Raw genomic sequence first — 12,571 nt, 5'->3', positions numbered from 1 at the left:
GGTCAGCGGGACGCGGGCGGCAGGCCGGAGCGCTGGATCGAGCTCGTGTCGAGCCTGACGAAGGTGACCTGCGAGTCGACGTTGTCGTAGGGGACGCCGTACGTGTCGTACGCCGGCGCGCCCAGCGGGCTGGAGGACTGGCAGGTCAACGTGACCGGCACCGTCGCGTCGACCAGGCCGCTCGCCCCGACGACGATCGGCCCGGAGTCGCCGGTCTGCACCGCCCGGCCGAACACCGTCTTGACCAGGGACGGTGGCGTGGTGAACCAGCAGCTCAGCACGCCGGGACCGTAGAGGCCGGCGACCATGTTGTACGACGCGAGGTACTCACCCGGCGGAAGGCCCGGGAAGGCCTTGACCACGGTCGCTCCCTCGTCGAGGTCACCGCCGATCCGGTAGGTCCACGAGCGGGTCCGCAGCGACCCACCGGGCAGCCCGTCCACCAGGTCGGCGTTCAGGTGCCGCACCATGTGCCCCGAGGTGACGCTGAACGGCGGTGCGTCCCGACGCGTCTTGAGCATCAGCGCCGGCCCGTGCCCGTCGTTGTCGACGGTCGTGGTGCCGACCGCGTGGTTGTCACCGCCCAGCAGGATCGGGTGACCATTGGCGGCGTAGGCCGCCAGGTTGGCGCCACCCACCAGGACGGCAGCGGCGGCCAGGACGGGCAGCACCCGTCCCTGGAATGCGGACATGACTCCTCCTCGGGATCCACGGCGCGCCCACCTCCCTGCCTACGCCGTCCGGCGTCTCGGCGACACGGCCGAAAGGACCCGCTCGCCGGGCCGATCTGCCCTCCGGCGGCACGGGAAGGACGTTGTGCTCTGGGCGCCGGCGTCCGGTCGCGGTGGACTGGAGGGGCAGCACCACGCGGGAAGGAACGGATCCAAGATGAGCTCGCGAGCAGCACAGGCTCCCAGCACCCCGGTCGACCACACCGCCCTGCGTGGCGAGGAGTGGGTGCACCGGTTCGGGTTGACCGAGCGGTTCGCCCACTGGTGGACGGTCTCCCTGGTGGCCACAGCGCTGCTGACCGGTCTGGCCCTGGGGGACGACGCGGAGGGCGGACCGATGCTGACCGCCCACGTGGGTGCCGTGGTCCTGATCGGGGTCGGCCTCGTGCTGGCTCTGGTCCTGGGCAACACCCGGGCCCTGCTGACCGCGACGTACCACCTCTTCACCGTCGACCGCCGCGACGCAGCGTGGGTCCGGGCTCACCTGCCCGGGGCAGCGAAGCGGCACGAACCGGACGAGTGGGGGATGTTCAACCCCGGCCAGAAGGTGCTCGCCTGGGCGCTCTCCCTGGCCGTCACCGCTGTGGTCGTCACCGGCATCCAGGCTTGGCAGGCGGGTGAGGGCGAGGGGTCACTGCACGGCGCGGCCGTGCTGGTGGCGATGGTCCTGCTGGGCTGCCACGTGTTCATGGCGGTGGTGAACCCGTCGACGCGTCCGGCCCTGGCCGGCATGGTGCTCGGTCGGGTCCGGCGCTCGTGGGCCGAGCAGCACCACGGCGGCTGGCTGCACGACCGGGAATTGGCCCGGAAGCAGCCGCGTCGCTGACCAGCCACCCGACAGACGCCCGGCTCACCCCTCCGGGGCGAGGCGGTCGAGGTCGGGACAACCAACGCTCCAGCACGAGGTCAGTGTCCGATCTGACGACGTCACGGCACTCGCCCGACGCCTCGCCGACTCCTTCCTGACCGTCGCCGCTCGGCAGACCCGCAGGCTGCCGGCCGACGGCGGCGGCCGGGTCAGTGCGCGACGGCGGCCATGGCCTGGTCGAGCAGGGTGGCCAGCCGGGAGCGTGGGTGGGCGGCCCACGCCGCCTGCGCGGTCTCGAGGCACGACAGGGCGCTCGCGACGAGCGCCGCGGCCCGGACGTCGGGCGCGCCGCCGCCACGGCGTACGGGCAGCCGGGCCGCCACCATGGGCTCGAGCAGCTCCTGCCACCGGCGGCGCCACTCGACCACGCTGGAACTGACGCCGGGCTCGGTGCCCAGCATCACCAGCAGGGGCCTGGCGACGTCCGCATGGGCCTCCTGGGCCGCCACGCCGTCGTCGAAGGCACGGCGCAGGGACGTCCAGACCGGTTCGTCGAGCGGGCGCCGCTGGAGAGCCTGGACGGCGGTCTGGCTCGACTCGACCAGGCGGGCCAGGACCAGCTCGTCCTTGCCGGTGAAGTAGCGGAAGAAGGTACGTCGTGACATCCCGGCTGCGGCGGCGATCTGGTCGACGGTGGTGGCCTCGAAGCCCTGGCGTGAGAACAGCAGCCACGCCTGGCGGAGGACCTCCTCGCGCACCGCACCGCGGGCGTGGTCACGCAGCGTGGGCGCGGTGGTCATGGGCGCAGGGTAACACCACCTGGCATTCAATGGCAGAAGTGGCACTCAGTGTCACATCGGTCTAGTCTGTCCGGGTCCGCTCGTCGCCAGTGCAGAGGAATCCGATGTCCGACCCCTACGAGGCCGAGGTGCCGCGCGTCTGGCTCGACGCCGAGATAGCCGCACACACCTCCCGCAGCCGCGCCAACCTCGAGCTCGTGGTCGTCGGCCTCGGCGCGCTCGTGGTCTCGCTCGCCCAGTCCGTGCTCGTGCCGGTGCTCGGCATCCTGCCCGCGAAGCTGCACACCTCGGCCGGCAACGTCAGCTGGCTGCTGACCTCGACCCTGCTCGTCGCCGCGGTGTCGGTGCCGATCATGGGTCGGCTCGGCGACATGTTCGGCAAGCGGCGGATGCTGCTGGTCGCGGTCGGTGCGCTGACCGTCGGCTCGCTGATCACCGCGATGACCAGCAACATCGCCCTGCTGATCGTGGGCCGGGCCATCCAGGGCGCCTCGGCGGCGGCGATCCCGCTCGGCATCAGCCTGCTCGCGGCCCTGATGCCGCGGGAGCGGGTGGCCTCCTCGATCGCCCTGATCAGCGCCATGCTCGGGGTCGGGGGCTCCCTCGGGCTGCCGCTGGCCGGCTTCGTCGCGGAGAACGCCGACTTCCACGTGCTCTTCTGGATCACCAGTGCGGCCGGGCTCGTCGCCTTCCTCGGCATCCTGACGATCGTCCCCGAGTCGGCCGGCCGCGTGGGTGGTCGCGTCGACCTCGTCGGTGCCGTGCTGCTCGCCGCCGGTCTGGTCTGCCTGATGCTGCCGCTGGCCCAGAGCTCGGCCTGGGGGTGGAGTGACCCCAAGGTCTCGATCCTGCTGGCGTCGTCGGCGGTGCTGCTCGCGGTCTTCGGCTGGAGCCAGACCCGGATCCGGGAACCGCTGGTCGACCTCCAGGCCCTGCGTCGCAAGCCGATCGTGGCCACCAACATCGCCTCGATCCTGTTCGGCTTCGCGCTGTTCGCCTCCTTCATCGGGACGGCGGCTTACGTCGAGGCTCCGACCGAGAGCGGCTACGGCTTCGGCTCCAGCCTGCTGGTCGGCGGCCTGGCGATGCTGCCCAGCGGCCTGGCGATGCTGCTGCTCTCCCCGGTCGCTGCCCGCCTGATCCGGCTGCGGGGCGCGCCGCAGACGCTGGCCCTCGGTGCTGCCCTGGTCGCGGTCGGCTGGCTGCTGCGCATCGTGTGGAGCGGCTCGCTCTTCGAGGTGATCGTCGGCACCACGGTCGTCGGCATGGGTACGGGCGTGGGGTACGCCGCCATCCCCTCCATGATCAACGCCCACACGCCGCCGACCGAGATCGGGGCCGCGAACGGCCTGAACAGCCTCTTCCGGAGCCTGGGCAGCACCCTGGCCAGCGCGGTGGGAGGCAGCCTGCTGGCGGCCAACACCGTGATCATCGGTGCCTTCGCGGTGCCGTCGCTGGCCGCCTACCGTGAGCTGTTCGCGATCTGCGCGGTGGCCTCGCTGCTGGCCGCGGTGGTCGTGCTCCTCGTGCCGCGGCACGCGACGCACGGCGAGCCCGGCTCCCCGGTCGACCTCGCCGAGCCCACGACGCCGTCCCGGGCGACACCGGTCACCTCGCTGGACTGACCAGGGCCCGGTCGGCTGCACCATCCCGGGACCAACGGCTCTGATCACCGGGGCGTCTCGCCGCGTACCGTCGAGGACACGGGCCTTCCCCGGGCCGTGGCGATGGGAGGCGCGTGATGTCCGAAGAGAGAGTGGAGAGTCCCGTCACGCCGCTGGGCGTCGACGAGTGCTGGGAGCTGCTCGAGGCCGAGGAGTTCGGTCGCCTGGCCTACCGCCTCGTGGACGAGGTCCACATCGTCCCGATCAACTTCCTGGTCGACGACCGGTCGCTGTTGTTCCGCACCGCCGGCGGCAACAAGCTGCTCGCCGCGGCCCTGCACTCCGACGTCGCGTTCGAGATCGACTGGCACGACGAACGCTCGGCGTGGTCGGTCGTCGTCCGCGGACAGCTGCGCCGGCTGCCGGAGGACCAGGAGGACCGGGTCGAGGACCTGCCGCTCCACCCGTGGGTCCCGACCCTGAAGTACAACGTCGTCGAGCTCGTACCCACCGACGTGAGCGGCCGGTTCTTCCGGTTGCAGCGGCCGGAGCGCGACCACGACCTGGCGGCGCACTGAGACAGGTTCGGGTGGTCGCCCGCGCAACGGCGGCGACCGCCTCGGGCAACGACCGCCGCCGCCGGACCTCGCCTGACGCGAGTGCCCTACTGCGCCGGAGGGGGGCCCATCACCCCCCGGGGAGTGCCGCCCTCAGGCACGGCCGAGCCTTCTGGCTCGATCTGCGGGCCGGGCAGGGACCCTTGGCCCATGGCCGCGGGACCTTGGTCCCGACGTGGCGCTCACGCCTCCACGACGTACGGCGTGTGGCCGGCGAGGCGGGTGACGACGACGCCGGTGAGGGTCATCGCCAGCGCGACGCCGGCCAGCACGACGAGCTGGAACTGGGCGGCCTCGACCGGTGAGGCCCCGCCGAAGAGGGCGCCGACGAAGGCTCCCGGAAGGGTGACCAGACCGGTCGACTTGGTCTGGTCCAGGGTCGGGAGCAGCGACTCGCGGACAGCCTCGTGGCCGATCTCCTCGTGGGCCACCGACGGCGTCGCACCCAACGACAGCCAGGCCTCGATCTCCGGGCGGCGCGCGCCCGAGGTGCGCCGGAAGTTACGTCCCGCCAGCGTGGCCGCGCTCATCGAGTTGCCGATCACGATGCCGGCCACGGCCACCAGGTCGCGGACGTCGAAGGCGACCAGCCGCAGTCCGAAGATCACCACCAGGGCCACCGCGGCGCCGCTCAGCACGCCGGTGACCGCGATCCGGCGGCCGTGCCACAGCTCGCGGATCCGTCGCGCCGAGGTCCAGGAGGCGGTGGTCAGCATCAGGAGCACGAACGCCGCGACCGTCCACGGCACGGCAAGGATCCCCTTGAGCAGCAGGGCCAGCACGCTGAGCTGCACCGCGGCGCGCACCACGACCACGAGGGGGAACCAGCCCAGGCCGACCCGGGCCCAGCGGGCCAGCGCGACGGTGCTCCCGGTCAGCGCCAGCAGACCGGCCGCGAACCCGGCGTACGACGCGATCCCCTGCACGAGGACAGTCTCGCCCACGGGCCCTCACTAGGGTGACCCGGTGAGCACGCCGACGCACGCGTCGATCTCCCCGGACTCCGGCACCCACTGGACCGAGCCCGGCGCGTGGCCCGCCGCGCCGGGCGTCCACCGGATCCCGCTGCCCTTGCCGAACGACGGGCTGCGCGCGGTCAACGTCTACGCCGTCGAGACCGCCGACCGGCTCACCCTGATCGACGGTGGCTGGGCCCTCGAGTCGAGCCGTTCCCTGCTCGAGCGGTCCCTGAAGGAGGCCGGGTTCGCGATCGCGGACATCGAGCGGTTCCTGGTCACCCACGTGCACCGGGACCACTACACGCAGGCGGTGACGGTACGCCGCGAGGTCGGCGCCCACGTCAGCCTGGGTCTCGGCGACAGGCCGACCCTCGATCTGGTGCATCGGCGCCCCCTGGGCGACGAGGAGCCACACGTGCAGCTGCTCCGGGACGCCGGAGCGCCCGACCTGGCGCAGTCCTGGAGCGACTTCTCCCGGCGCCAGACCGTCGACCTGTCGCTGTGGGGGTACCCCGATGCCTGGCTCGAGGACGACCACGCCATCGAGGTGGGCGAACGGACGCTCGACGCCGTCTCGACCCCCGGGCACACGCAGGGCCACTACGTCTTCGCCGACACCGCCGGCGGACTGCTCTTCGCCGGTGACCACGTGCTCCCGACGATCACCCCCTCGATCGGCTTCGAGCCGGTCCCGGCCCCGCTGGCACTGGGCGACTTCCTGGCCTCACTGACCAAGGTGCGCGGCCTGCCGGACCTGCGTCTGCTGCCGGCGCACGGCCCGGTCGCCCCGTCGTCGTACGCCCGCATCGACGAGCTGCTCGTCCACCACGACGTCCGGCTCGGGCTCTGTCTCGCCGGTGTCTCCGTAGGTGGCTCGACGGCGCGGGACGTCGCCGCGGAGCTGCCGTGGACTCGCCACGAGCACCGGCTCGCCGAGCTCGACGTCTTCAACGCCGCGTTGGCGATCCTCGAGACCAGGGCCCACCTCGAGCTCCTCGTGTCCCGCGGGGAGCTGACCCGCGGCCGGGGCCCGGACGGTGTCGTCTACGCGCTCCTCGGGCAGCTCAGTCCCTGAGGAACTCCACCGTCCGACGCCAGGCCCGGCGGGCCTCAGGGATCAGGGGCAGCAGCGGGTAGACGTGGATCAGGTCGGGCTCCTCGACGTAGGTGAGGTCCCAGCCGGCCTCGGCCGCGCGGCGGGCGAGCAGCCGGCAGCCGGGCACGAGGAGGTCCCGGCTGCCGCAGAACATCAGCGCGGGTGGGAGTCCGGACAGGTCGCCGAGCGCGGGGCTCACCTCGGGCCGGCCGAGGTCGCCGGGGGAGCCGGCCCACCACGCGGCGTACGCCCGCACCTTGCCGATGAACAGCCACGGGTCGACCGCGTCGAGAGCCGCGGTCTCCGGCGTCGAGGTGGTCAGGTCGACCCACGGCGAGACCAGCAGGAGCCGCCGTGCCTGCGGGCCACCCCGGTCGCGCATCGACTCGGCGATCGCGAGGGCGAGCCCACCCCCGGACGAGTCACCGGCGATGACGAGCTCGTCGCCGGTCGCCAGCCGCTCCGCGAGCTCGACCAGGTCGCGGTGGGAGTCGCGCCACGTGTGCTCGGGCGCGAGCGGGTAGTCGGGCAGCACCACCCGGGCGTCGAGGTCGTCGGCCATCCGGGCGGCGTAGGTGACCTGCCAGGCACTCATGGGTGCCATGAACGCGCCGCCGTGCAGGTAGAGCACGGTGCGCGAGGGCAGGGTGCCGCGCCGGACGACGGAGTACGACGGGGACCCTCCGGGCAGCGTCTCGGTGACCACCGAGAACCGCCGGTGGAACCGCGGCGTCGTTCCGGTCGGGAGGCTCCGGTCCAGCTCCTCGTGCCAGCGCTCGATCCGGGCCCGCTCGCTGGCCTCGTCGTCGAGCTCACGAGACCTGCGCACCCGCGGCACCACCCGGGCGAGGACCTGGTGGCGAAGGCTCGGCATCACCGCAGGCTAGTCCGGCCGCGGCTGGTGGTGCCGGATGACGGCGCGACCACGACGAGGCCTACACTCGAGGACGCAACGACAGGGGAGCCCCGCCCGGGGCTGAGAGTGCGGAACAGCCGCAGACCCTCCGAACCTGATCCGGTTAGCACCGGCGAAGGGAGTCACATGTCCGCGAGGTCGTTCCACTCGTTCGCCCGCGTCCTGGCCGGTGCCGCCGCGGCGTCGAGCCTGGCCGCCTGCTCGGTGGTCGGGGGCAGCGGGTCGCCACAGGCCGCCACCGACGTCGTCCTGGTCACCCACGACTCGTTCGTGCTGCCCAAGCCGTTGATCCGGCAGTTCGAGAGCGAGTCCGGCTACCACCTGGTCGTCCGTGCCTCGGGCGACGGCGGCACCCTGACCAACAAGCTGGTCCTGACCCAGGGCGATCCCAACGGCGACGTCGCGTTCGGCGTCGACAACACCTTCGCCACCCGGGCCCTGGACGCCGACGTGTTCGCGCCGTACGACGTCACGCTGCCGCCCGGCGCAAGCCAGTACGTCCTGCCCGGCGACGACCACCGGCTGGCCCCGATCGACAACGGCAACGTCTGCGTCAACGTCGACACGACCTGGTTCGCCACCCACCACCTGGCCGCCCCGCGCTCGCTCGGCGACCTGGTCCGGCCGGCGTACCACGGCCTGCTCGCCGTGCCCGGCGCCACCACGAGCTCGACCGGGCTGGCCTTCCTGCTGGGCACGATCGGCCGGTACGGCGATGCCTGGCCGGCGTACTGGCAGAAGCTGCTCGCCAACGGCGCCCTGGTCACCGACGGGTGGTCCCAGGCCTACGAGACCGACTTCACGCAGGGCGGCGGACACGGCGACCGGCCGATCGTGGTCTCCTACGACTCATCCCCGGCGGACACAGTCCCGCAGGGGTCGAGCACCTCGACCACCAAGGCCCTGCTCGACACCTGCTTCCGCCAGGTGGAGTACGCCGGAGTGCTGACCGGCGCTGCGAACGTCCCGGGAGCCCGGGCCTTCGTCGACTTCCTCCTCTCGCCGGCGGTGCAGAAGGCGCTCCCCGAGTCGATGTACGTCTTCCCGGTCCGCTCCGGCACCCCGCTGCCGCCGACCTGGGCGAAGTTCGCCGTGCAGCCCCGGCACCCCTTCTCGGTCAGCCCGGCCCGGATCACCGCGAACCGCGATGCCTGGCTCCGGCAGTGGAGCGACCTCGTCAGCCGATGACCAGATCCTCCGCCGGACGCCTGGCAGCGCTGGCCGCGACCGCGGCGATCCCCCTGCTGGTCCTGGGGGTCTTCTTCGTGCTGCCGGTCGGCGGCATGGTCTCGCGGGGCTTCGTCCAGCACGGCCGGCTGGACGTCGGTGGCGCGCTCGCCGTGCTCGGCCGCCCCGAGATCCGGCGCGCGATCTGGTTCACCCTGTGGTCGTCGCTGGCCGGCACGGTCCTCTCCCTGCTCCTGGGCCTTCCGGCCGCGCACGTCCTGCACCGGCTCGACTTCCCGGGCCGGACCTGGCTCCGCGCCCTTCTGGTGGTGCCGTTCGTGCTGCCGACCGTCGTGGTCGGGGTCGCGTTCGAGCTCCTGATCGGTGAGAGCGGCCCGCTCGGGGGCCTGGGACTCGACGGCTCGCCGGTGGCGATCGTGGCCGGCCTGGTCTTCTTCAACGCCTCGCTGGTGATCCGGGTCGTCGGCGGCGCCTGGGAGTCGCTCGACCCGCGACCGGCCGAGGCCGCGGCCGCGCTCGGTGCCTCGCCGCTGCGCGTACTGCGCGACGTGACACTGCCCGCGCTGCGGTCCGCGATCGTCTCGGCTGCCTCCGTGGTCTTCCTCTTCTGCGCCACGGCCTTCGGGATCGTGCTGACGCTGGGCGGCCTGCGCTACTCCAGCGTGGAGACGCAGATCTACCTGCTCACCAACACCCTGCTCGACCTCCAGGCTGCTGCCGCGCTCTCGATCCTCCAGCTGGCGGTGGTCGTGGCGCTGCTGGTCGCGGCCGCCCGCCTGCGCCGTACGCCGGACGCCCGGGTGGGGCGGAGCCGTGTGCGGTTGCGCCGCGCGTCGCTCGCCGACCTCCCGAGCCTGGCCGCCACCGGCGTGCTGCTCGCGCTGGTGGTTGCCCCGCTGGCCGGCCTCGTCGTCGGCTCGCTGCGCGTGGACGGCGCGTGGTCGCTGGCCAACTACCGCGCCCTCCAGACCCCCGGCTCCCACCAGGCGCTGCTGGTCCCGGTCACGACCGCCCTGATGAACTCCCTGCGGATCGCCGTCGACGCGACCTGGATGTCGCTCCTGCTCGGCCTCACCGTGGCCGCCCTCGTGACCCGTCGGTCGCGCGGCGGGGGCGAGCGTCGGCTGCGGTCGGTGTTGGACGGGCTGTTCATGCTGCCGCTCGGGGTGTCCGCGGTGACCTTGGGCTTCGGCTTCCTGATCACCCTGGGCCGCCCGCCCCTCGACCTGCGCGACTCGCCCCTGCTGATCCCCGTGGCCCAGGCCCTGGTCGCCCTGCCCCTGGTCGTCCGGGTGCTCGTCCCGGTGCTGTCCGGGATCGACGACCGGCTGCGGCAGGCAGCCGCGACCCTGGGTGCCTCGCCCTCCCGAGCCCTGCTGGTCGTCGACCTCCCGGTGGTCTGGAAGCCCCTGCTCGCCGCCGCAGGCTTCGCGTTCGCCTGCTCGTTGGGGGAGTTCGGGGCCACGTCGTTCCTGGTCCGTGACGACCGCCCGACCCTGCCGGTGGTGATCTACCGGCTGCTCAGCCACCCCGGCGACCTCAACTACGGCATGGCCCTGGCCGCGGCCGTCGTGCTCGGCGCCAGTACCGCCCTGGTGATGCTGCTGGTCGAGCGGCTCCGCGTGCCGTCGGTCGGGACGCTCTGAGATGACGAACGAGCCGGCCCTGCGGGTCCGCGGCCTCACCGTGGCGTACGACGGCGTCCCCGCCGTCGCGGACGCCTCCCTCGACGTGGTGGACGGCGCCGTGCTGGCCGTGCTCGGGCCGTCGGGCTGCGGCAAGTCGACGCTGCTGCGCGCGGTCGCCGGCCTCGAGCAGGCCTCCGGCTCGGTCGCCTGGCACGGGTCAGATGTCTCCCGGACCCCGACCCACAAGCGTGGCTTCGCGCTGATGTTCCAGGACGGCCAGCTGTTCCCCCAGCTGACGGTGGCCGGCAACGTCGGCTACCCGCTGCGGATCCGACGTGCCCCCCGTCGCGGCGAGCGGGTCGCCGAGCTGCTCGACCTGGTGGGTCTGGCCGACCTGGCCGAGCGCTATCCGGCCACCCTGTCCGGCGGCGAGCGCCAGCGCGTGGCGCTGGCCCGGGCGCTGGCGGCCTCGCCGCGGCTGCTGCTGCTCGACGAGCCGTTGAGCGCCCTGGACGCGGGGCTCCGGGAGCGGCTGGCCGAGGACCTGCGCCGGATCCTGCTCGCCGCCGGCACGACCGCGGTGATGGTCACCCACGACCACGAGGAGGCGTTCACCGTCGCCGACTCCCTGGCGGTGATGCGCGGGGGCCGGATCGTGCAGACCGGCCCGATCGGGGAGGTGTGGCGGGCCCCGGTCGATGCGGACACCGCGCTGTTCCTCGGCTACGCCCGCGTGCTGGGTGGGGACGCCGCCGCCCGGGTCCTGGCCGCCGCCGGCCTGCCCTCCGCTGCCGGGGTCGCGCTGCGTCGTTCGGCGCTCGCCGTGTCGGACGCGGGACAGCTCGAGGGGGAGGTGCTCTCGGTCCGGGCCACACCCGAGCAGGTGCGGCTGGTGTGCCGGACCGGGTTCGGCGAGGTCGACGCCGTGGCCTCGCTCGACCGTCGGCCGGCCCCGGGTGACCACGTCCGCCTCCTCGTCGACGCCAGCCGGCTGGCCCCGCTCGGTGCCGGAGCCGACGGCGAGCGAGCGCCTCTAGACTGACCCGGTGTTTCGTCGCGCCCAGCTCCTGATGATCTCCATCGCGGTGAGCATGAGCGCGCTGGCGGTCCTGGCCGCGATCGTCTTCGACACCCGGCTGATCGACCCCGACGGGTTCATCGGGCCGTCGTACCTCCGGCTGCCGACGATCCTCGGCCTGGCCTTCGCGATCGACCTCGTGCCGCGAACGCTCTGGGTCTCGCGGTGCCACCCCGGGCGGATGCGGGCGGCGTTCACGGACCGGCTCCACGACCACTGGACCCGCGAGCGGATGGCCCTGGTCGTCAGCGGGCTCCTCTGCTTCTACTTCACCTACGTCAGCTACCGGAACCTGAAGTCGCAGCTGCCCGCCATCGAGGGTCGCCACCACATCTTCGACCGCGAGCTCAACATCATCGACCGGGCGCTGTTCCTGGGCCATCAACCCGCGGTGGTGCTGCACAACGCTCTGGGCAGCGGGATCGCGGCCGAGGTCCTGTCCACCGTCTACCTGTGGTTCCTGCCGCTCGTGCCGCTGGCCCTGACGGCCTGGCTGATCTGGTCCCGCAACCTGGGCTTCGGCTACTGGTTCGCCACCTCGCAGTGCATCGCCTGGACGCTCGGCACGGCCTCCTACTACGCGCTGCCCACCTCGGGGCCGGGGATCTACTACCCCTGGCTCTACGGCACCGTGAACGACACCGCCGCCGCCAAGCTGATGACCTCCCTGCAGTTCGGCCGGTTCCCCGTGCTCAACGGCACCGCCGACGCCTCGCTGCAGTCGGTGGCCGGCTTCGCCAGCCTGCACTGCGCGATCACGCTCCTGGTCGCGATGATGATCCAGTACACCGTGCGCAACCGGCTGCTCAAGATCGTCTTCTGGGTCAACTTCTGCCTGACCTGCGTGGCCACGCTCTACTTCGGCTGGCACTACGTCGCCGACGACATCGCCGGCATCGCGATCGCCCTGGTGGCGTTCTACGTCGGGGGCTGGGCCAGCAACCAGTCGTTCGTGCGGCACCGGCGCAGCGAGGAGCCCGCACGGGAAAGAGTTACAACCATGTAGTTCGTCAAGGCGACACGCCGGTGGCTCCTGTGAATTTTGGGAAAGTTGTTCCCTTTGTGACTCCAGCGCATTAGCGTGCAGCGAGTTGCTCCGGAGGGCGAGGAAGACCTCCGAGGCAGATCTCGCCCACCGAGCCGCCA

12 protein-coding genes and 1 riboswitch are annotated in these 12,571 nt (G+C 72.6%); of the genes, 8 read left to right on the top strand and 4 right to left on the bottom strand.

The features are described from left to right. Nucleotides 1–2: 2 nt before the first annotated feature. On the bottom strand, nt 3–692 hold the full coding sequence (locus E3N83_RS13095) for a hypothetical protein (protein WP_151083663.1): 690 nt from the start codon (nt 690–692) through the stop codon (nt 3–5). 196 nt (nt 693–888) lie between these two features. Here E3N83_RS13095 and E3N83_RS13090 point away from each other — a divergent pair, with 196 nt between their 5' ends. After that, a complete protein-coding gene (locus E3N83_RS13090; protein ID WP_191907798.1) occupies nt 889–1,557 on the top strand; it encodes a cytochrome b/b6 domain-containing protein in 669 nt (222 codons plus the stop codon). Nucleotides 1,558–1,748: 191 nt separating this feature from the next. Here E3N83_RS13090 and E3N83_RS13085 read toward each other — a convergent pair whose 3' ends face one another. After that, entirely contained in the window at nt 1,749–2,339 is a 591-nt protein-coding gene (locus tag E3N83_RS13085; protein ID WP_151083661.1) for a TetR family transcriptional regulator, read from the bottom strand. A gap of 104 nt (nt 2,340–2,443) precedes the next feature. Here E3N83_RS13085 and E3N83_RS13080 point away from each other — a divergent pair, with 104 nt between their 5' ends. Both E3N83_RS13080 and E3N83_RS13075 read left to right on the top strand, forming a co-directional pair. Next, complete coding sequence (locus tag E3N83_RS13080) at nt 2,444–3,964, top strand: MFS transporter (protein WP_151083660.1); 1,521 nt, start codon at nt 2,444–2,446, stop codon at nt 3,962–3,964. Nucleotides 3,965–4,080: 116 nt separating this feature from the next. Next, a complete protein-coding gene (locus tag E3N83_RS13075; protein WP_151083659.1) occupies nt 4,081–4,521 on the top strand; it encodes a pyridoxamine 5'-phosphate oxidase family protein in 441 nt (146 codons plus the stop codon). A 221-nt stretch (nt 4,522–4,742) separates the two neighbouring features. On the opposite strand, the gene E3N83_RS13070 is transcribed toward E3N83_RS13075, so the two are convergent. Continuing rightward, complete coding sequence (locus E3N83_RS13070) at nt 4,743–5,504, bottom strand: ABC transporter permease (protein WP_238342893.1); 762 nt, start codon at nt 5,502–5,504, stop codon at nt 4,743–4,745. Between the two features lie 22 nt (nt 5,505–5,526). Between E3N83_RS13070 and E3N83_RS13065 the strand changes: the two genes are divergently transcribed. Then, nucleotides 5,527–6,594 carry an MBL fold metallo-hydrolase gene (locus tag E3N83_RS13065; protein WP_151083658.1) on the top strand — a complete coding sequence of 356 codons (1,068 nt, stop codon included), beginning with the start codon at nt 5,527–5,529 and terminating at the stop codon, nt 6,592–6,594. Here the strand turns inward: E3N83_RS13065 and E3N83_RS13060 are convergent. Next, entirely contained in the window at nt 6,584–7,489 is a 906-nt protein-coding gene (locus E3N83_RS13060) for an alpha/beta hydrolase (RefSeq protein ID WP_151083657.1), read from the bottom strand. The two genes, E3N83_RS13065 and E3N83_RS13060, sit on opposite strands and share 11 nt — an antisense overlap. A 73-nt stretch (nt 7,490–7,562) precedes the next feature. Then, nucleotides 7,563–7,669: riboswitch (TPP riboswitch) on the top strand. Here E3N83_RS13060 and E3N83_RS13055 point away from each other — a divergent pair. The 4 genes from E3N83_RS13055 to E3N83_RS13040 all read left to right on the top strand — a co-directional run bounded on the left by E3N83_RS13055 (nt 7,658) and on the right by E3N83_RS13040 (nt 12,431). Beyond that, nucleotides 7,658–8,719 (top strand): thiamine ABC transporter substrate-binding protein, encoded by a 1,062-nt coding sequence (locus E3N83_RS13055; RefSeq protein WP_151083656.1) that lies wholly within the window; start codon nt 7,658–7,660, stop codon nt 8,717–8,719. (Overlaps the previous riboswitch by 12 nt.) Next, a complete protein-coding gene (locus E3N83_RS13050; protein ID WP_151083655.1) occupies nt 8,716–10,365 on the top strand; it encodes an ABC transporter permease in 1,650 nt (549 codons plus the stop codon). Before E3N83_RS13055 ends, E3N83_RS13050 begins: the two co-directional genes overlap by 4 nt. Nucleotide 10,366: 1 nt before the next feature. Next, complete coding sequence (locus E3N83_RS13045; protein ID WP_151083654.1) at nt 10,367–11,389, top strand: ABC transporter ATP-binding protein; 1,023 nt, start codon at nt 10,367–10,369, stop codon at nt 11,387–11,389. A 4-nt stretch (nt 11,390–11,393) separates the two neighbouring features. Next, the gene (locus tag E3N83_RS13040; protein ID WP_238342892.1) at nt 11,394–12,431 is read left to right on the top strand and encodes a phosphatase PAP2 family protein; all 1,038 of its coding nucleotides are present in this window, start codon (nt 11,394–11,396) and stop codon (nt 12,429–12,431) included. Nucleotides 12,432–12,571 lie beyond the last annotated feature (140 nt).

This window comes from Nocardioides cynanchi (assembly GCF_008761635.1).
Taxonomy (GTDB): Bacteria; Actinomycetota; Actinomycetes; order Propionibacteriales; family Nocardioidaceae; genus Nocardioides; species Nocardioides cynanchi.
Note: the sequence above shows the minus strand (reverse complement) of the source record. Positions and strands in the feature narration are given on the sequence as shown.

What these genes read in the sequence shown, in the direction of transcription:
- E3N83_RS13060 (WP_151083657.1), bottom strand. Translation starts at nt 7,489, where the DNA reads ATGCCGAGCCTTCGCCACCAGGTCCTCGCCCGGGTGGTGCCGCGGGTG.
- E3N83_RS13050 (WP_151083655.1), top strand. Translation starts at nt 8,716, where the DNA reads ATGACCAGATCCTCCGCCGGACGCCTGGCAGCGCTGGCCGCGACCGCG.
- E3N83_RS13080 (WP_151083660.1), top strand. Translation starts at nt 2,444, where the DNA reads ATGTCCGACCCCTACGAGGCCGAGGTGCCGCGCGTCTGGCTCGACGCC.
- E3N83_RS13095 (WP_151083663.1), bottom strand. Translation starts at nt 692, where the DNA reads ATGTCCGCATTCCAGGGACGGGTGCTGCCCGTCCTGGCCGCCGCTGCC.
- E3N83_RS13085 (WP_151083661.1), bottom strand. Translation starts at nt 2,339, where the DNA reads ATGACCACCGCGCCCACGCTGCGTGACCACGCCCGCGGTGCGGTGCGC.
- E3N83_RS13090 (WP_191907798.1), top strand. Translation starts at nt 889, where the DNA reads ATGAGCTCGCGAGCAGCACAGGCTCCCAGCACCCCGGTCGACCACACC.
- E3N83_RS13055 (WP_151083656.1), top strand. Translation starts at nt 7,658, where the DNA reads ATGTCCGCGAGGTCGTTCCACTCGTTCGCCCGCGTCCTGGCCGGTGCC.
- E3N83_RS13075 (WP_151083659.1), top strand. Translation starts at nt 4,081, where the DNA reads ATGTCCGAAGAGAGAGTGGAGAGTCCCGTCACGCCGCTGGGCGTCGAC.
- E3N83_RS13045 (WP_151083654.1), top strand. Translation starts at nt 10,367, where the DNA reads ATGACGAACGAGCCGGCCCTGCGGGTCCGCGGCCTCACCGTGGCGTAC.